Consider the following 19,626-nt stretch of genomic DNA (forward strand, 5'->3'; position numbering starts at 1 on the left):
GCGGCTGGAGCCGCGCGGTCACGCATCTGCGGGCGAACAAGCGCCCGTCCGCGATGCCGGCCGGCCGTGCGTGCGCGCCCGGTTCGCTCCCGCCCCGGTTGCTCCGGCGCGCGAGTATTTGTCATGGCCAACACTGCATCTGCCAAGATTCCGACCACCGTCATCACCGGCTTCCTGGGCGCGGGCAAGACCACGCTGATCCGCCATCTGCTGGAAAATGCGAAGGGGCGCCGCCTCGCCCTCATCATCAACGAATTTGGCGATGTCGGCGTCGACGGCGAACTGGTGAAGGGCTGCAACGACGCCGCCTGCCCCGAAGAGGATATTGTCGAACTGGCCAATGGCTGCATCTGCTGCACCGTGGCCGACGATTTCCTGCCGACCATGACCGCGCTGCTCGACCGGCCGAGCCCGCCCGACCATATCATCATCGAAACCTCGGGGCTGGCCCTGCCCAAGCCGCTGGTCAAGGCGTTCCAGTGGCCCGACATCCGCACCCGCGCCACGGTGGACGGCGTCGTCGCGCTGATCGACGCCGATGCGGTCGCCGCCGGCCGTTTTGCCACGGACGAGGCCGCTCTGGCCGCAGCGCGCGCCGCCGACCCCAATCTGGACCATGACAGCCCGTTGGAGGAATTGTTCGAGGATCAGCTCGCCTGCGCCGACATGGTGGTGCTGAACAAGAGCGACCTGGTCGATGCCGACACGCTGGCCGCGGTCGAGGCGCAGGTCGATGCCGAAACGCGGCCCGGCGTGAAGATCGTCCGCGCTGCCCATGGTGCGGTCGATATCGGCGCGCTGCTGGGCATCGTCGCGGCGGCGGAGGATGATCTCGACGCCCGGCCCTCGCACCATGAGGCGGAGGGCGAGGATCATGACCATGATGATTTCGACAGCTTCGTCGTCGGCGGCGATGCCGTTGTCGATCCCGACACGCTGGTGGAGGCGCTGTCCGCGCTGATCGCCACCCATGACGTGCTGCGCGTCAAGGGCATGGTCGCGGTCGCGGGCAAGCCGATGCGCCTCGTCGTGCAGGCGGTCGGCCCGCGCATCCAGCATTTCTTCGACCGCCCCTGGCAGCCGCAGGAAGCGCGCCGCACCCAGTTGGTGGTGATCGGCCAGAAGGGGCTGGACCGCGCCGCTATCGAGGCCGACATCCAGGCCGTGCTCGGCTGATGCATCTCCTGTCCGCCACGCCGGGAACGATCAGCGACGGCGAGGAGGCGATCGACCTCGACCAGCCGCCCGGCGACATCGTCATCCTGACCGTGGCGGACAGCGACCTGGCCTGTTTCGCCGCCGCCGCCGCGCGCCTGCCCGATGATGCGCCGAGCGTGCGGCTGGCCAATCTGCTACAGCTCAAACATCCCTATTCGGTTGATCTCTATGTCGAGAAGGTGATCGCCAAGGCGCGCTTCGTCTGCGTCATCCTGCTCGGCGGCAAGAGCTACTGGCCCTATGGCGTGGACGAGATTGCGCAGGTCGCGCGCGAACGCGGCATCGCCTTCGCCGCGATCGCCGACGGGCGCGAGGGCGATCCCGCGCTGGATCTGGCTTCCACCGTGCCGGCGGCGATGCGCGAGCAGCTGCGCGACTATCTGCGCCAGGGCGGCACCGCCAATGCGCTCTCCTTCCTGCGCTGCGCCGCGCGGCTGACCGGCGCGGATGCGGGCGAGCCCGACCATCCGCTGCCGATCGCCGACGCAGGCCTGTACCTGCCCGGCCATGACCGGCCGGGCGTGGCCGAATTGCGCGCAACCTGGGTCGAGGGGCGGCCGGTGGCGCTGCTGATCTTCTATCGCGCGCTGGTGGTGGCCGGCACGCTGAGCGCGGTCGATGCGATGGTCGCGGCGCTTGGCGCGCGCGGCTTCAATGTCGCCGCCGTGCATGTCCGCGCGCTACGCGAGCCGTTCGTGCGCGACTGGCTCGGCGGGCTGCTGGCCGACATCGCGCCCGACATCATCGTCAATGCGACCAGCTTCGCCGCCTCCTCTTCGTCCGAGCCGCGCGTGCCGGGCATATTGGAACAGGCCGACTGCCCGATCCTGCAGACCGCCTTTGCCGGGGTCGAGGAAGGCAGCTGGCGCGGGTCCGCCCGTGGCCTTGGCCCGCGCGACCTGGCGATGAATGTCGCCCTGCCCGAAGTGGACGGGCGCCTGTTCACTCGCGCCGTCGCCTTCAAGGCGGCCGAGCGGTTCGACGCGCGGACCCAGTGCGGCATCGTCGTGCCGCGCGTGGCACCCGACCGGGTCGCCTTCGTCGCCGATTTGGCGCGCAACTGGGCAGCGCTGCGCCGCACGCCGCCTGCCGAGCGCCGGATCGCATTGGTGCTGGCCAATTATCCCAATCGCGACGGGCGGATCGGCAATGGCGTCGGCCTCGACACGCCGGCCAGCGCCGCCGCGATCCTGCGCCGGCTGGGCGAGGCCGGCTATGCAATCGGCGACGCCCCACGCGACGGCGCTGCGCTGATGCGGCTGATGACCGGCGGCGTCACCAATGACCGGGCGTCGATCGATCGGCTGGGCGAGGTCAGCCTGTCGCTCGATATCTATCGCGCTGCCTTGGCCGCTCTGCCCGACAGCGCGCGTGACGCCATGGTCGATCGCTGGGGGGCGCCGGAGGCCGATCCCTTCGTGCGGGACGGCGCCTTTCGCCTCGCCGTCCATCGTTTCGGCCATGTCGCGATCGCGGTGCAGCCGGCGCGCGGCTATAATATCGATCCCAAGAGCAGCTATCATGATCCCGCGCTGCCGCCGCCGCATGCCTATCTCGCCTTCCATGTCTGGCTGGAGCAGGATTTCGGCGCGCAGGCGCTGGTCCATGTCGGCAAGCATGGCAATCTGGAATGGCTGCCGGGCAAGGCGGTTTCGCTTTCGGCCGATTGCTTCCCCGAAATCTGCGCCGGGCCGGTGCCGCAACTCTATCCCTTCATCGTCAATGATCCGGGCGAGGGGACGCAGGCCAAGCGCCGCATCGGCGCGGTCATCCTCGACCATCTGACCCCGCCGTTGACCCGCGCGGAAAGCTATGGGCCGCTCAAGCAGCTCGAAGCGCTGGTGGACGAATATTATCTCGCCGCCGGCATGGACCCGCGCCGGCTCGACCGGCTGCGCCGCGATATCATCGACCTCGCCCGCAGCCAGGGGCTGGACAAGGATGCGGGCGCCGCCGGTGATGATGACGACGCGCTTGCCGCGATCGACAATTATCTGTGCGAGCTCAAGGAATTGCAGATCCGCGATGGGCTGCATGTCTTCACCGCCTCGCCGCAGGGGCGGCTGCGCCGCGATCTGCTGATCGCGCTGGCGCGCACGCCGCGCGGGCTCGATCATCCGGGGCAGGCGTCCTTGCTGCGCGCGCTGGCCGATGATCTGAGGCTCGGCTTCGATCCGCTCGATTGCGTGCTGGGGGCGCCGTGGCAGGGGGCGCGTCCGGCGGCATTGGCGGACTTATCCACAGATGCCTGGCGCACCCATGGCGACATGGTCGAGCGACTGGAACTGCTGGCGGCGGCGCTGGTCGATGGCGCGGCGTCGGTCGGCCCGGCCAGCGCCGCGGTACTGGCGGCGATCGCCGATGATCTGGCGCCCCGCGTCGATGCCTGTGGCCCGCGCGAGGCGGCGGCCCTGCTGGCCGGGCTCGACGGGCGCTTCGTGCTGCCAGGGCCATCGGGTGCGCCGACGCGCGGCCGGCCCGACGTGTTGCCGACCGGGCGCAATTTCTTCTCGGTCGATACCCGCGCCGTGCCGACGGCCGTCGCCTGGGACCTGGGCCAGCGATCGGCGCAATTGCTGGTCGACGATTATCTCCAGCGCGAAGGCGACTATCCCCGCGCCATCGCCTTGTCCGCCTGGGGCACGGCGAACATGCGCACCGGCGGCGACGATATTGCGCAGGCACTGGCGCTGATGGGCGTGCGGCCGCGCTGGGAATGGAGTTCGGGGCGGGTCGTCGGCTTCGAGATGATGACCCTGGCCGAGCTGGGCCGGCCGCGCGTCGACGTGACATTGCGCGTCTCCGGCTTCTTCCGCGACGCCTTTCCCGAACAGATCGACCTTATCGACAGCGCCGCCCGCGCGATGATGGCGCTCGATGAGCCGGACGAGGATAACCCCGCCGCCGCCCGGCATCGCGCCGAACAGGCGGCGCTGGTGGCGGACGGTGCCGATGCGGCGGAGGCCGCGCGCCGCGCCGGTGCCCGCGTGTTCGGATCGAAACCCGGCGCCTATGGCGCGGGACTGCAGGCGATGATCGACGAGAAGATCTGGCACAGCCGCGCCGATCTGGCGGACGTCTATCTCGACTGGGGCGGCTATGCCTATGGCGCAGGGGTGGAGGGCGACCGCGAACGCAGCCTGTTCGCCACCCGCCTGGCCCAGGCCGACGCGGTCGTCCAGAATCAGGATAATCGCGAGCATGACCTGCTCGACAGCGACGATTATTATCAGTTCGAGGGAGGCATCGCCGCCGCCATCGAACATCTGAAAGGTGCCAAGCCGCTCAGCTATCATAACGACCATAGCCGCCCGGAGCGGCCGGTGATCCGCACGCTGGAGGACGAGATCGGCCGCATCGTCCGCGCCCGCGTCACCAACCCCAAATGGATCGCCGGTGTCATGCGCCATGGCTATAAGGGTGCGTTCGAGATCGCCGCCTCGGTCGACTATCTCTTCGCCTTCGCCGCTACCACCCATGCGGTGCGCGACCATCATTTCGACGCCGTCCACGCCGCCTTCATCGAGGATGAGGCCGTGCGCGCCTTCATGGCCGATGCCAATCCCGCGGCCCTGCGCGAGACCGCTGCCCGGCTGAGCGAGGCGCTGGCGCGCGGCCTGTGGAAACCCAAGTCCAACAGCGCGGGCATGCTGCTCGCCCAGCTTGCAGGAGAGTGACGATGGTCGAACGCACCGACGAACAGCATGCGGAAAAGATGAAGAAGAAGCAGGCCGCCCATGACAAGATCATGGCGACCAAGACCCAGGAAAAGGGCCTGCTGATCGTCCATACCGGCAAGGGCAAGGGCAAGACCACGGCGGCGCTGGGCATGGTCGTCCGCATGATCGGCCATGGCCGCAAGGTCGGCGTGGTTCAGTTCGTCAAGGGCGCGATGACCACCGGCGAGAAGGCGGTGTTCGATGCTTTCCCCGAGCAGGTCGAGTTCAAGCCGATGGGCGAGGGCTTCACCTGGAACACCCAGGATCGCAGCCGCGACATCGCGCTGGCCCGCGAAGCGTGGGACGAGGTGAAGCGCATGGTCGCCGACCCCGACTATGCGATGGTGCTGGCCGATGAACTCAACATCGTGCTGCGCTACGACTATCTGCCGCTGGACGAGGTGCTGGCGGTGCTGACCGCCAAGGATGACATGAAGCATGTCGTCGTCACCGGCCGCAACGCGCCCGAGGCGCTGATCGAGGCGGCCGATCTGGTCACCGAGATGACCATGATCAAGCATCCCTTCCGCAGCGGGGTGAAGGCGCAGGCCGGCATCGAATATTGATGCAGGCCTTTAATCCCGATTTCTGTGCGACGCTGACCGACCTGCTGACCTGGCGCCGCGACGTGCGCCATTTCCGCACCGATCCGCTGGACGAGGCACTGGTGCTGGAGCTGCTGACGCTGGCGCAACTGGCGCCGTCGGTCGGCAACAGCCAGCCCTGGCGCTTCGTCCGGGTAAGGACGCCGGCGCTGCGCGCGACACTGGCCGATCATGTCGATGCCGAGCGGGAGCGGGCCACCAGCCAGATCACCGACGCGACCCGGCATGACGCCTATCGCGCGCTGAAGCTGCACGGGCTGGGCGAGGCGCCGGAGATCATCGCGGTCTTCTGCGATGATGCGACGCAGGCCGGCGCGGGGCTGGGCGCGGCGACCATGCCGCAGACCCGGCTCCATTCGGTGGTGCTGGCGATCCATACGCTGTGGCTGGCAGCGCGAGCACGCGGGCTGGCGCTCGGCTGGGTGTCGATCCTCGATCCGGCCTTTGTCGCGCGGACGCTGGCGGTGCCCGACGGCTGGACCTTCGCCGCCCTGCTATGCCTGGGCCATCCCGAAGCGGTCGCCGACACGCCCGAGCTGGACCGGCTGGGCTGGCAGGCCCGGCTCGATCCGCTGGCGCAGATCAGCGAGCGCTGACCATTTATTGCGGGGCGACCTCGAACATGTCCTCGATCCCCGGCTCCTCGGGCATGTCGTCGCGTTCGCTCGCCTGGCGCGCCCACATGGTGGCATAGAGGCCATCGGCGCGGACCAGATCGGCATGGCGGCCGCGCTCGACGATGCGGCCGGCGTCCAGCACGATGATCTCGTCGGCATCGACCACGGTCGACAGGCGATGGGCCACCACCAATGTCGTGCGCTTGCGGCTGATGTCGCGCAGCACGGTCTGGATTTCGGTCTCGGTGCGACTGTCGAGCGCGCTGGTCGCTTCGTCCAGCACCAGTAGCGGTGGGTCTTTCAGCAGGGTGCGGGCGATGGCGACGCGCTGTTTCTCGCCGCCCGACAGCTTGAGGCCACGCTCGCCGACGCGGGTGTCATAGCCCTGGGGCAGGCTCATGATGAAATCATGGATCGACGCCGCCCTGGCCGCCGCCTCGATCTCCTCCTGGCGCGCGCCCTCACGGCCATAGCCGATATTATAGCCGACCGTGTCGTTGAACAGGACCATGTCCTGCGGCACGATGCCGATCGCGGCGCGCAGCGATTGCTGCGTCACGGCGGCGATATCCTGCCCGTCGATCGACACGGTGCCGCCCTGGATATCGTAGAAGCGGAACAGGATGCGGGCGATGGTCGACTTGCCCGCGCCCGAGGGACCGACGATGGCGAGGGTCCTGCCCGCCGGCACCGCGAAGCTGACGCCATGGAGGATCTCGCGTTCGGGATCATAGCCGAAGCGGACGCTGTCGAAACGGACGCCGCCGCCCGCCACCTGCAGCGCCGGGGCACCAGGCACGTCGGCCACCTCCGTCTCCGTATCGATCAGCTTGTACATCGCCTCCATGTCGATCAGGCCCTGGCGGATGGTGCGATAGACCATGCCGAGCAGGTCGAGCGGGCGGAACAGCTGCGACAACAGCGTGTTCACCAGCACCACGTCGCCGGTGGAAAATTGCCCCCGGCTCCAGCCCCAGACGGTATAGGCCATCGCCCCGCCCATCATCAGGTTGGTGATCAGCGACTGGCCGATATTGAGCCAGGCGAGGCTGTTTTCCGACTTCACCGCCGCCTTGGCATAGCGGCGCATGGCGGTGCCGTAGCGCCGCGCCTCGCGCTCCTCCGCGCCGAAATATTTGACCGTCTCGAAATTCAGCAGGCTGTCGACGGCATGGGCGACGGCGCTGGTGTCCATGTCCACCATGTCGCGGCGCAACTGGTTGCGCCATTCGGTGACGAGCCGGGTGAACCAGATATAGAGGGCGACCATGGCCAGCGTCGCGGCGACCAGGCCGGGGCCGAACTTCACCAGGAAGATGGCGCAGACGGCGAGCAGCTCCAGCACCGTCGGCGCGATGTTGAACAGCAGGAAATAGAGCATCGTGTCGATGCTTTTCGTGCCGCGCTCGACGATCTTGGTGACGGCGCCGGTGCGCCGGTCGAGATGGAAGCGCAGCGACAGGCGGTGGAGATGGACGAAGACATCGTCGGCCAGGCGCCGGCCGGCTTCCTGCCCGACCTTCTCGAAAATGGCGTTGCGCAGATTGTCGAACAGCACGCCGCCAAAGCGCGCGCCAGCATAGGCGACGACCAGCGCCATGGCGAGGCCGGCGGCCGGCTCCAGCCCCGGCGCCATCCGGTCGATCGCGCCCTTATAGGCGAAGGGCATGGCGAGGGTGACGACCTTGGCCAGCGCGACCAGCGCCAGCGCCACCGCGACACGGCGGCGCAGCGCCGGCGCATCGGCCGGCCAGAGATAGGGGATGAAGCACCGCAGCGTGGCCCAGGCGGGCGGAAGGGGCGTGGAATCGGGCGTGGCTGGGGGCATTTGTCGCTATTTAGGGCATGACGGGCGGCAATCCAGTGGCGCGACCATCCGGCCGGCCACGCAAAAGCGTCCCTTGTTGGAGATGATCCGCTTAACTTCGCACATTTCCCGCACATTCTGACATTTTCTTGCGCCCCGCCGATCCTATCGAAAAGTCGGGAACCGGGTGGCAAGAATAGCAAAGCGGGCTGCTGTAGGACAGCATCTTGCCCCGATGCGGCGGCCATGGCAGGCTTCGCCTCCGTCATCCTTCCCCGACAAGGAGCACGGCATGGAACCCTTTAGTGTGGCGCTGGCCCCCGAAAGATTGTGGCAGGCGATCAATCCCCTGACCTGGACGCAGAGCGGCGGCCAGGTCGGCCTCATCAATATCGCGCTCGGCCAGACGGCACGCCCGGACATAGAGCGCACGGTACTGAACGAGGTCGGCAGCTATGGCCGGCAGATCGGCCGGATCGGCGATGCGCTCGAAGTGCTGATCCGCCATTTCGAGACCAGGGATCTGCCACAGGCGGAACGCGATGCGCTGACGATTTTGATGGGCCAACTGGCCGAGGTCCGCAAGGTTAAGGCGCGCGAACGGGACGGGTGATAGGGGTGGGAACAAGGCATAGCCCCTCCCTTCCAGGGAGGGGTTGGGGTGGGTTGCGAGCGTAGCGAGCTTCTGCCCTATCGATCGTAGACCGCCGCTGCGCGGCGCACCCACCCCCGGCCCCTCCCTGGAAGGGAGGGGAGTAGGGAACAGCCGCATCTGGTCGAAGCCTGCCAATCCCCACAGGCGTCATCCTGACGACAGTCAGGATCCATTCTGCACTGCGCCAGATAGGGATTGCTGAATGGATTCCGGATCAAAGTCTGGGATGACGACGAGGAGAAGGCAGCATTGGGCCGTCAGCCATCAATGACGGGATATAGTCGCTTCCGCTCATCCCCAGCAATGTCACGCCGGACGCGATCCGGTCGTGCGCGCGGACCCGCCCCCTGTTGGAGGTGACGCGTTTCCCGCGCGTGGCCGGCGCGTCTCGGGGGCAAAACCGGCGCAAAAGGCCCCGAAAGCCCGTTTACACTGTGAACTTCGGGAGAGGCGTCTTCTATCGGCCCTGGCGCAGGATTGCCGGCGCCTCCCGCCATGTGCCCGGCGCAATGTCGTCGATCGTCCAGTCGCCGATGCGCCAGCGGACCAGGCGCAGGGTCGGCAGGCCGACCGCCGCGGTCATGCGGCGGACCTGGCGATTGCGCCCTTCGCGAATGGTGAGGCGCAGCCAGCAATCGGGCACGCTCTTGCGAAAGCGCACCGGCGGGTCGCGCGGCCACAGCGCGGGATCGTCGATCCGCTCGACCTCCGCCGGCAGGGTCATGCCGTCCTTCAGCTGCACGCCGCGCCGCAGCGCCGCCAGCGGCGCATCGTCGGGGTCGCCCTCCACCTGGACCAGATAGGTTTTGGGCATCTTGAAGCGCGGGTCGGCGATGCGCGCCTGCAACCGGCCATCATCGGTCAGCAGCAGCAGCCCCTCGCTGTCGAGGTCGAGCCGACCGGCGGGATAGACGCCGGGCTGGTCGACATAGTCGGCCAGGGTCGGGCGCGGCGGGCCGGTGCGCTCGTCGCTGAACTGGCAGAGCACGCCATAGGGCTTGTTGAGGAGGATCAGTCGTCCCATGCGTCGTCCTCCTCTTCTTCAAACGCGATGCTGCCCTGATTGTGGAGCAGCACCAGCAGTGCGATCGCGGCGGCATCGCCCGCCAGCGCCGGATCAAGCTCCAGCGCGTCGTCCGCGCACAATTGCTGCGCCAGCGCCGCACAGGCGCCGGTGCAGTCATGTGACGCGCCATCGACGAACAGCATGATGGCGTCTTCCGCCCGGACGAAGGCGAAGCGGCTGGCCGGATTGCGGCGCAGGGGTGCACCTTCCGCCACCAGCGCCTGCATGGATGCGGCGTCGATCGCCTCCTCGGGCGCCCAGTCAATCTCGGGATATTTGCGGGTGCTGCTATATTCGCCGAACCAGCGGGCAAAGCCGGCCGGGTCGCCCAGTTGCTCCAGCACCATCGCCTGCAACCGGGCCAGCGCGGCCGGCGCGATCTCGCCGGGATTGGCCTGACGCGCCAAGGCGGGGTCGGCATAGCGATCATCCTCGCCCAGCCCTTCGAGCAGCCGGTCGGTCCAGCCCTCGATCAGTTCGCTGCGCGCCGGCGCACGGAAGCCGACCGAATAGGTCATGCAATCATCGCCCACCGCGACGCCATCATGGGCAATGCCGGGCGGGACATAGAGGATGTCGCCGGGCTCCAGCACCCATTCGTCGGTCGCGTCGAACGTGGCGAGCAGGCGCAGATCGGCATGGGGGCGCAGCGGGCTGCTATCGTCGCACACCTGGCCGATGCGCCAGCGGCGGCGGCCCGCGCCCTGGATCAGGAAGACGTCATATTGATCGAAATGCGGGCCGACGCCGCCGCCGTCGCTGGCATAGCTGACCATGACATCGTCGATCCGCCAGTCGGGGATGAAGCGGAACGGGGCGATCAGCGCCGCGACCTCGGGCACCTGATGATCGACCGCCTGCACCAGCAAGGTCCAGGGCCTGGCGCCGAGCGCGGCGAAGCGATCCTCCGCCAGCGGCCCCTGTTCCATTTTCCAGTCGCCGTCCGCCTGCACCACCAGCCGCGACTCGACGCCCTCCTCGCAGGCCAGGCCCGCCAGCTCCTCGGGCGCCAGTGGATTGCTCCATTGCGCCCAGGGATTGCGGATCAGCAGCGGCTTTTGCTGCCAATAGTCGCGCAGGAACAGGTCGATATCGAAATCATGCAATTGCATCGGGGTCTCGCCGGGAAGGGGCGGCGCGCGGGGCGCGCCTGCCATCGGCGCGAACCCTTGCCCCTGTGCCCTGTCAATGTCAAAGCGGATGGACCGGATCGGCAGGAGGGGCGGGCATGGCCAGGCTGTTGGGGGCGATAATGGCGGGCGGACGCGCGACCCGCTTCGGCAGCGACAAGGCGGCGGCGCTGCTCGACGGCCGGCGGCTGATCGACCATGCGATTGACGCGCTCTCTCCCCATGTCGCCGCGATCGCGATCTGCGGCCGGACCGAGGAAGCCTATCTCAGCCTGCCCGACCGGCCAGGGCCGGACATGGGGCCGCTTGGCGGCCTCAACGCCGCGCTGCATCATGCGCAGGCCCATGGCTTTGACGGCGTGCTGACCAGCGGCTGCGACATGCCCTTCTATCCGGCCGACCTGCCCGCGCTGCTGATCGGCGAGCGGGCCGCGATCCTCGATGGGCAGCAACTGCTCGGCTGGTGGCCGGCCGCGCTGGCGCCCGAACTGGACGCGCATCTGGCGGAGGATAATAACCGGTCGATCCGGGGCTGGCTGGCGCGGATTGGTGCGCGCACCGTGACGCTGCCGGGGCTGGTCCTGCCCAATATCAACCGGCCCGATGATCTGGCCGCGATCCGGCGCGATCGGGGGTAGCGCTCCCATTTTTTGCGGCGGGATGCGAAAACCACTTGTCCCCCCGCGCCATCCTGCCATTGTCCGGCGCGTCGGATGCGGGGAACGGGGATTCCCATGCACCGGACAGGGGCAAGGAGGGGTGCATGGATCTGGTCCATGTCGGCGTGGCGTTGGCGGTGCAGATGGTCGTCATTCTTGGCGCCTGTCGCCTGTCCGGCTGGCTGGTCGGCCGGTTCCTGCACCAGCCACGGGTGATCGGCGACATGATCGCGGGCATCCTGCTTGGTCCTTCTCTGCTTGGCTGGCTGGCGCCGCAGGCCCAGGCGCTGCTCTTCCCGATCGAGACCCGGCCGCTGCTGCAATTTGTCGCGCAGGCCGGCATCGGCCTCTACATGTTCCTGGTCGGCCTCGGCTTTCGCCGCGCGCATTTCCATCTTCAGGCGGGCAGCGCCGTTGCGGTTTCGCTGTGCGGCATCATCGTGCCCTTCCTGGGCGCGGTGGCGCTGACGCCCTGGCTGTCGGCCATGGGGCTGTTCGGGCCGACGGTCACGCCGTTCGAGGCGACCCTGTTCATCGGCGTCGCCATTTCCATCACCGCCTTTCCCGTGCTGGCGCGGATCATCCGCGAACGGGGGCTGGGTGACACGCCGCTGGCCGCGCTGGCGCTGTCGGCCGGGGCGATCGACGATGCGATCGCCTGGTCGATCCTGGCGATCCTGCTCGCCTGCATCGGCGCGGACGGAATGATCGCGGTCCGGGCGCTGGGCGGCGGCGGGCTGTTCGCGATCGTCATGCTGTTCCTGGGCAGCCGGCTGCTGGCGCCGCTGGCTCGCTGGGCAGAGCGGGAAGGGCGGGTCACGCCGGCCATGCTGCTGGTCGTGCTGCTGCTGTTCGGCGGTTGCGCCTGGGCGATGGACATGGCCGGGCTGCATGCCGTGTTCGGCGGCTTCCTGCTGGGGGTGGCGATGCCGCGCGGCATCCTGTCGCAGGGGCTGGCCCGCAGGCTGGAGCCGACGACCATCGGCCTGCTGGTGCCGATCTTCTTCACCGTTTCCGGCCTCAATACGCAGGTGACGATGGTCAGCAGCCTGTCGCTGGCGCTGGTTGCGCTGGCGATCCTGGCGGCATCGATCCTGGCCAAGGGGGGCGCCTGCTGGGCGGCGGCGCGGCTGACCGGGCAGGACAATGTCACCGCGCTCGCCGTCGGCGCACTGATGAATGCGCGCGGACTGATGGAATTGCTGGTCATCAATATCGGCCTGCAGCGCGGCATCATCGGGCCGGAACTGTTCGCGATGCTGGCGCTGATGACGATCGTGACGACGATGATGACGGTTCCGGCGATCGACCGGCTGGCGCGCCGGAAGGGGCTGGGCGGCCCGATTGCCGACGGGCCGGACGATGACCCCACCGCGCGCGCCGTCGCCACGCCCGGTGCTGCCTGACCGATGCGGCGCCCCACCCTGTTTTCCCTTTCGCTGGAATGACCGACATGCATGTAGATTTTCCGACGTCCGACCGGGTGGTGAAGCGGGTTGTCGTCGCCGGCGGCGGCACCGCGGGCTGGGTGACGGCGACCGCGCTGGTCCGCCATCTGGGGCCGCTGATCGACATCACGCTCGTCGAATCCGACGCGATCGGCACCATCGGCGTGGGCGAATCCACCGTGCCGACCTTCCGCGGCTTCCACCAACTGATGAAGATTCGCGAAGACCGCTTCATGGCCGAGGCGCAGGCGACGGTGAAGCTGGGCATCGAGTTCAAAAATTGGGGGCAGGTCGGCGACCGCTATATCCACCCGTTCGGCACGATCGGGCTGCAATGGAGCTGGATGGCCGATTTCCACCATTTCTGGTTGCATGCCAGGGCGCAGGGCTTTGGCGGCGAACTGGGCGAATATTGCCTGGAATGGGTGGCGGGCGAGGCCAATCGCATGTCGCTCAGCAGCTCGGTCGCGCCCAGCTATGCCTATCATATCGACGCGGCGCGCTATGCCCGCTTCCTGCGCAGCCTGGCCGAGCCGGCGGGGGTGAAGCGGGTCGAAGGCAAGATCCGCAATGTCGAACTGGCGCCCGAGAGCGGCCATATCGCGGCGTTGGTGCTGGAATCGGGCACGCGGATCGAGGGTGACCTGTTCATCGACTGCACCGGTTTTCGATCGCTGTTGCTGGGCGAGGCGCTGGGCGTCGGCTTCGAGGATTGGGGCCAGTGGATCCGCACCGACCGCGCGGTCGCGGTCCAGTCCACCTCCGACGGTCCGGCCCAGCCCTATACTTCGGCGATCGCGCATGAGGCGGGCTGGCGCTGGCGCATCCCGCTGCAGCATCGCGACGGCAACGGCTTCGTCTTCGCCAGCGATTTCATGTCCGACGATGAGGCGCATGCCCGGCTGCTGGCGGAAATCGAGGGGGAGCCGATCGTCGACCCGTGGCTGGTGCGGTTCAAGACCGGCACGCGGACCAAGGCGTGGCACAAGAACTGCGTTGGCCTGGGACTGGCCGGCGGCTTCATCGAGCCGCTCGAATCGACCAGCATCCACCTGATGATGGCGGCGGTGACGCGGCTGATCGAGGATTTCCCCTTCCACGGCTTCGACGACGCGCTGCTCGACCATTTCAACCGCAAGTCACGGCTGGAGTTCGAGAATATCCGCGACTTCATCATCCTTCACTATCATGTGACCCAGCGCGATGATTCCCCCTTCTGGGATCATTGCCGGACGATGGAGATACCCGACAGCCTGAAGGAAAGGCTGGCGCTGTGGCAGGAAAATGGCCGCGCCTATCAACTGGGGCATGAGCTGTTCCGCGTCGACAGCTGGTCATCGGTGCTGCTGGGACAGGGCATGCACCCGCGCGGCTATCATCATGTCGCGGCGATGATGCCCGAACCGCAGTTGCGCGAGGAGCTGGCGCGGATGCGCAAGGAGATTGCCGGGGTCGTCGCGGAGATGCCCAGCCATCGCGAATTCCTGCGCCGCTATTGTCCTGCAGAATTGGTCTAGTCAAAAAATGCGCATCGGTAGAATATTTTTTGCAATGCACAATAAAACATAAAAAACCATTATTTTCAGTCAAATATAAATCTGTAAATCAAACCCTTAGGGACTTTAACCGATCATAGCATCGTAATTGACAACGCTGGCCATTAAGCTAGCATGAACGTCCAATAAGGCTCGATGTGGGCGAGCTGTTATAAAAGGGAGGATTCTGAAATGGGTTTACCATATTCCAGATTCATGCGTTGCGCGTCTCTGATAGCGCTAACGTATAGCGTTACACCAACGGTGGCGCAGGCGCAGGATGCCGCCGTCCAGAATGCCGAAGCCGACATCATCGTCACCGGCGTGCGTGCCAGCCTTGATCGCGCGATCGACATCAAGCGCAATTCGAGCGGTGTGGTCGATGCCATTTCGGCCGAAGATATCGGCAAGTTCCCCGACACCAATCTGGCGGAATCGCTGCAGCGTATCACCGGCGTGTCGATCGACCGCGTCAATGGCGAAGGGTCGCAAGTCACGGTCCGCGGCTTTGGCGGCGGCTTCAACCTGGTGACGCTGAACGGGCGCGCGCTGCCATCGGCTAATGTCACCTCCGTCGGTGGCGACCAGAATGCCGACTATTCGTCGGGCACCAGCCGCTCCTTCGACTTCGGCAATCTGGCGTCGGAAGGCGTCAGCACGCTGGAAGTCTACAAGACCGGTCGCGCGGCGATCCCGTCGGGCGGCATCGGCGCGTCGATCAACGTCGTCACCCGCAAGCCGCTCGACGCGCGCGAGGCGGGCTTCAGCGGCACGATCGGCGTCAAGGCGCTCTATGACACCAGCGTTGAGAAGAGCCTGAGCGACCCGGCCAAGATCACGCCAGAAGCATCGGGCCTGCTGAGCTGGCGCGACGAGAATGAAGTGTTCGGCGTTTCGATCTTCGGCAGCTATCAGAAGCGCAATTTCTCGACCCGCGGCGCGACCGTCAACAACTGGAACATCCGCCGTTACAGCCAGTTCGCCGATCCGGCCAACGGCTTCGTCAACGCCAATACCCAGATCAGCAACGCGCCGACCGACCCCAACACCCTGGTGTCGGTGCCCAATGACAGCAGCTATTATTATTCGCAGGGTTCGCGCGAGCGCATCAACGGATCGGCGGTCATGCAATTCCGTCCGACCGAGACGCTGACCTTCACCGCCGACGCTTTGTTCGCCCAGAACAAGCAGCGGGAACAGCGTGCCAGCCAGGGCAACTGGTTCAACCGGCCCTTCGCCCAGGTGGAGTTTGACGGCAATCCGGTGGTCGCCACGACCAGCTATCTGCAGGAGAATATCGCCGGCGTGAAGGACGCGGCGTTTGAACAGGCCGAACGCGGCGTGCGCAACCGGCTGCAGGATTATGGCCTGAACGCCAAATGGGAGATCAACGACCGCGTCACCCTGTCGATCGACGGCCATACCGGCCTGGCGCAAAGCTCGCCGGACAATCCCAATGGCGTGAGTTCGACGCTGGTGGGCCTGGGCGCGCCGATCGTGGCATCGCAGTCGGCCGATTTCAGCGGCGTTATCCCGGTTCAGTCGATCATCATCAACGATGCCCTGCGCGGCAACGGTAATGGCGTGCTGGACCTGGGTGACCTGGGTTCGCAGATGGGCCGCACCGTGTCCTCGGCGCAGCGCCAGCGGCTCAACGAGATCCGCGCCGACCTGGGCTGGGAACTGGATGATGGCGGCAGCCGGTTCGACGTCGGCGCCAATTACCGCACGTCCAAGATGCGCCAGACCCGCACCCAGACGCAGCAGACGCTGGGTGACTGGGGCATTACTCATGTCGGCGATATCGCATCGGTCGCGCCGGGCGTGCTGCAGGAATATTGCCTGGTCTGCAAGTTCGACAATTTCGATGCCAAGGGCCAGGGGGCGACGCTGACCGCCTTCCAGGGCAGCGCCGTCGATCTCTACAACGCGCTGTCGCCTCATTATGCCTCGCTCGGCAACGCGGTCAAAGTCACCCAGCAGGAGGATAACCGGGTCAAGGAGGATATCTGGTCCGCCTATGGCCAGTTGACCTGGAAGGGTGAACTGGCGGGCCGTCCGGCATCGCTGGTGGTTGGTGCGCGCTATGAACGGACCAAGGTGCGGTCGACCTCACTGGTTGCCGTGCCGCAGACGATCAACTGGGTGTCGGACAATGACTTCACCCCGATCGTGTCGGACGAAGTTCAGCCGCTCTCAGATAGCAGCAATTACAATAACTTCCTGCCCGCGATGGACTTCCAGATCGAGCTGGCGAAGAATTTCATCGGACGCTTCTCGTTCAGCAAGACGATCGCCCGGCCCGATTATGGCAATCTGTTCGTGGCCACGTCGGTTGGCACGCCGCCGCGCCCGATCGCGCTCGGCGGCTTTGCCACTGGCTCGACCGGCAATGCCCGCCTGTCTCCGCTGATTTCCGACAATCTCGATCTGTCGTTCGAATGGTATTACAAGCCGTCGAGCTACATCTCGGCGGGCGTGTTCGAAAAGCGGGTGCAGAATTTCGTCGGCACCGGCCAGACGACACGCAACCTGTTCGGGCTGCGCGACGTCAGTTCGGGCGTGGAGGGATCGCGATCGGGCACGGCTTTGGCCGAACTCAGGCGGTTGAATGCGGACCCGAGCGACGTCAATCTATTCACGATGACGGCATTGCTGCAGCAGCAGGGCAGTATCGAGGCGGCGTCGCAGCAGTTCCAGGCGAACTATTCGAACGGTGCGCTCAGTCAGACGTTCATCGACGAAGTGGCAGGGGCGGTCGATCTGATCCCTGACGCCAATGACCCGCTCTACGATTTCGAGGTCACGCAGCCGATCAACAACCGGCAGGGCAAGATCTGGGGCTTCGAACTCGCGGCCCAGCATTTCTTCGGCAATACCGGTTTCGGTGTGTCGGCGGCCTATACGCTGGTCCGGGGTGACGTGGGCATCGATGTCGGCGCCGATCCGAGCGAGGACCAGTTCGCGCTGGTCGGCCTGTCGGATACCGCCAACGCCACGCTGATCTATGACAAGAACGGCCTGTCGGCGCGTCTCGCCTATAACTGGCGTGACAAGTTCCTGCAGTCGGCGAACCGTGGCGGCGGCGATCGCAACCCGGTGTTCGTGCGCCCGTTCGGCCAGCTCGATCTCAACATCAGCTGGGATGTGTCGGAACAGTTTGCCGTCTCGTTCGAGGCGATCAACCTGACCGAGAGCGACATCCGCACCTATGGCCGCGACAAGAGCAACCTGTGGTATGCGCAGGAACTGGACCGTCGCTTCCTGCTGGGTGGGCGCTTCCGCTTCTAAGGGGGTGAGCCGGGGCCGTCCTGCCGGGCGGCCCCGACTTTCACAATTGCGTCGTGCGGACTGCATCGAGGCGGGCCACGCAAAGGGCTTTTCCTGCGCCGCCGACGCCCTACTATGGCCGCCCGTTCATGCGGCACGCCGGATATTCCATGACCAGCACGATGATACTCGATCCCATCACCCATGCCGCGCTTCGGGTCGCACCGGGCAATGGCGCTGCCTTTGGGGATGCCGTCAACCAGACCCTGATCTTCCCGACCGAGATCGACGCGATCCAGCGGGAATATCCGATCCTGATCCAGCGCGATGGCCAGGGCGCCTGGCAGCTCACGGCGCTGCTGGGGTTCGATCGCGACGAAAATCTGTTTCTCGACGCCGGGGGCTGGACCGCACGCTATGTGCCCGCCGTCCATCGGCGCGGCCCTTTCCTGATCGGCATGCAGCAACGCGACGGCGAAGATCATCCGGTGATCCATGTCGACCTCGACGATCCGCGCGTCGGCGCGGCGGGCGAAGCGCTGTTCCTGCCCCATGGCGGCAATGCGCCCTATCTGGACCATGTCGCCGATGCGCTGCGCACCATCCATGAAGGCCATGGCCTGAGCGCGCCGATGTTCACCGCGTTCGAACAGGCCGGGCTGCTGGCGCCGATCGCACTGGACATCGCGATCGATGACGCGCAGCGCTATGACATTGCCGGTCGCTTCACCATCGATGCCGATCGGCTGGAGGCGCTGGATGGTCCGACGCTGCAGGCGCTGCATCAGGCGGGACTGTTGCAACTGGCCTATGCGATCCGTTCCTCGCTCGCCAATATCGAGGATCTGATCCTGCGCAAGCGGGCGCGGCAGGCGGCGTGACGCTGCGCCAGACCCGGCGGATTGCCGCCAGCGACCTGACGCCTGGCTGGCTCGACGATCTGATGGCGGCGCAGAGGCCGGTCGTGATCGGCGGACTGGTCGATGGCTGGCCGCTGGTCGCTGCCGGGCGGCGATCGGCGCAGGCGGCGATGGACCGACTGCTGGCCAATTATGGCGGCGCGCCGGTCACCGGCTATGTCGGGGCACAGGAGGCTGGGGGCCGCTTCTTCTACAATGATGAACTGACCGGCTTCAATTTCGATCGCGGACAGGCGCCGCTGCCCGATTATCTCGATAGGATCCGAGCGGATGCGCACGGCGAGGGCCCGGCCATCTATATCGGATCGACCGATGTCGACCGCTATTTCCCCGGCCTTCGCGCCGACCATGATCTGCCCGGCCTGTTCGGTGCGGCAGTGCCGACCGTCAGCCTGTGGATCGGCAATCGCACGGTCGCCGCGACCCATTATGACAGCTCGCACAACCTGGCCTGTTGCCTGGTCGGGCGGCGGCGCTTCACTTTGTTTCCGCCCGATCAGGTCGGCAATCTCTATCCCGGTCCGCTGTCGCCGACGCCCGGCGGCCAGGTGGTCAGCATGGTCGATCCGGCCGCGCCCGATCTGGCCCGTTATCCGCGCTTTGCGCAGGCATTGGCGGCCGGCGAGGTAGCCGAACTGGAGCCGGGCGACGCGCTCTTCTACCCGGCGCTCTGGTGGCATCAGGTCGAGGCGCGCGACGGCTTCAACATCATGATGAACTATTGGTGGGACGCCGTCCCCGACTTCATCGACACGCCGATGGCGACGCTGCTGCACGGGCTGCTCAGCATCCGCGAGCGGCCGGAGCCCGAGCGCATGGCCTGGCGCGCGCTGTTCGACCATTATCTGTTCGGACCGGCGCAGGACGCGCGCGACCATCTGCCCGACCATGCGCAGGGACCGTTGGCGCCGCTGACGCCGCTGGAGGCGCGACGCCTGCGGGCGATGGTGATGCAGCGCCTCAACCGCTGAAAGGGC

Annotated in this window: 14 protein-coding genes; 11 read left to right on the plus strand and 3 right to left on the minus strand. The window is 66.6% G+C overall.

What is annotated here, in order from left to right:
• Nucleotides 1-123: 123 nt before the first annotated feature.
• The 4 genes from cobW to bluB are packed head-to-tail and all read left to right on the plus strand — an operon-like array spanning nt 124 to nt 6,138.
• Complete coding sequence (gene cobW, locus BRX37_RS03265) at nt 124-1,176, plus strand: cobalamin biosynthesis protein CobW (RefSeq protein WP_037519491.1); 1,053 nt, start codon at nt 124-126, stop codon at nt 1,174-1,176.
• A complete protein-coding gene (gene cobN, locus BRX37_RS03270; RefSeq protein WP_125985495.1) occupies nt 1,176-4,895 on the plus strand; it encodes a cobaltochelatase subunit CobN in 3,720 nt (1,239 codons plus the stop codon). Before cobW ends, cobN begins: the two co-directional genes overlap by 1 nt.
• A gap of 2 nt (nt 4,896-4,897) precedes the next feature.
• Complete coding sequence (cobO, locus tag BRX37_RS03275; protein WP_125985496.1) at nt 4,898-5,503, plus strand: cob(I)yrinic acid a,c-diamide adenosyltransferase; 606 nt, start codon at nt 4,898-4,900, stop codon at nt 5,501-5,503.
• Nucleotides 5,503-6,138 carry a 5,6-dimethylbenzimidazole synthase gene (gene bluB, locus BRX37_RS03280; RefSeq protein ID WP_125985497.1) on the plus strand — a complete coding sequence of 212 codons (636 nt, stop codon included), beginning with the start codon at nt 5,503-5,505 and terminating at the stop codon, nt 6,136-6,138. The genes cobO and bluB overlap by 1 nt, the downstream gene beginning before the upstream one ends.
• A 4-nt stretch (nt 6,139-6,142) precedes the next feature.
• Here the strand turns inward: bluB and BRX37_RS03285 are convergent, their stop codons facing one another.
• Nucleotides 6,143-7,987 (minus strand): ABCB family ABC transporter ATP-binding protein/permease, encoded by a 1,845-nt coding sequence (locus BRX37_RS03285; RefSeq protein WP_125985498.1) that lies wholly within the window; start codon nt 7,985-7,987, stop codon nt 6,143-6,145.
• A gap of 271 nt (nt 7,988-8,258) precedes the next feature.
• On the opposite strand from BRX37_RS03285, the gene BRX37_RS03290 reads away from it, so the two are divergent.
• Nucleotides 8,259-8,579: a hypothetical protein gene (locus tag BRX37_RS03290; protein WP_125985499.1), complete on the plus strand. Its 321-nt coding sequence runs from the start codon at nt 8,259-8,261 to the stop codon at nt 8,577-8,579.
• Nucleotides 8,580-9,078: 499 nt separating this feature from the next.
• Here the strand turns inward: BRX37_RS03290 and BRX37_RS03295 are convergent, their stop codons facing one another.
• Both BRX37_RS03295 and BRX37_RS03300 read right to left on the minus strand, forming a co-directional pair.
• On the minus strand, nt 9,079-9,645 hold the full coding sequence (locus BRX37_RS03295) for a pseudouridine synthase (protein WP_010336407.1): 567 nt from the start codon (nt 9,643-9,645) through the stop codon (nt 9,079-9,081).
• Complete coding sequence (locus BRX37_RS03300) at nt 9,633-10,844, minus strand: cupin domain-containing protein (protein ID WP_125985500.1); 1,212 nt, start codon at nt 10,842-10,844, stop codon at nt 9,633-9,635. The genes BRX37_RS03295 and BRX37_RS03300 overlap by 13 nt, the downstream gene beginning before the upstream one ends.
• A gap of 71 nt (nt 10,845-10,915) precedes the next feature.
• On the opposite strand from BRX37_RS03300, the gene mobA reads away from it, so the two are divergent.
• From mobA to BRX37_RS03330, 6 genes are all read left to right on the plus strand, one after another.
• Nucleotides 10,916-11,455 (plus strand): molybdenum cofactor guanylyltransferase, encoded by a 540-nt coding sequence (gene mobA, locus BRX37_RS03305; protein WP_125985501.1) that lies wholly within the window; start codon nt 10,916-10,918, stop codon nt 11,453-11,455.
• Between the two features lie 125 nt (nt 11,456-11,580).
• Nucleotides 11,581-12,882 carry a cation:proton antiporter gene (locus tag BRX37_RS03310; protein WP_125985502.1) on the plus strand — a complete coding sequence of 434 codons (1,302 nt, stop codon included), beginning with the start codon at nt 11,581-11,583 and terminating at the stop codon, nt 12,880-12,882.
• Nucleotides 12,883-12,929: 47 nt separating this feature from the next.
• Nucleotides 12,930-14,441, plus strand: coding sequence for a tryptophan halogenase family protein (locus BRX37_RS03315; RefSeq protein WP_125985503.1), 1,512 nt, complete (start codon nt 12,930-12,932; stop codon nt 14,439-14,441).
• A 282-nt stretch (nt 14,442-14,723) separates the two neighbouring features.
• Complete coding sequence (locus BRX37_RS03320; protein WP_125985504.1) at nt 14,724-17,750, plus strand: TonB-dependent receptor; 3,027 nt, start codon at nt 14,724-14,726, stop codon at nt 17,748-17,750.
• A gap of 149 nt (nt 17,751-17,899) precedes the next feature.
• Nucleotides 17,900-18,610, plus strand: a complete 711-nt coding sequence (locus BRX37_RS03325; RefSeq protein ID WP_125985505.1) for a SapC family protein — start codon at nt 17,900-17,902, stop codon at nt 18,608-18,610.
• Nucleotides 18,607-19,620 (plus strand): cupin-like domain-containing protein, encoded by a 1,014-nt coding sequence (locus BRX37_RS03330; protein WP_125985506.1) that lies wholly within the window; start codon nt 18,607-18,609, stop codon nt 19,618-19,620. Before BRX37_RS03325 ends, BRX37_RS03330 begins: the two co-directional genes overlap by 4 nt.
• The last annotated feature ends 6 nt before the right edge of the window (nt 19,621-19,626 follow it).

Source organism: Sphingomonas sp. S-NIH.Pt3_0716, assembly GCF_003950715.1.
Lineage (GTDB): Bacteria > Pseudomonadota > Alphaproteobacteria > Sphingomonadales > Sphingomonadaceae > Sphingobium > Sphingobium yanoikuyae_A.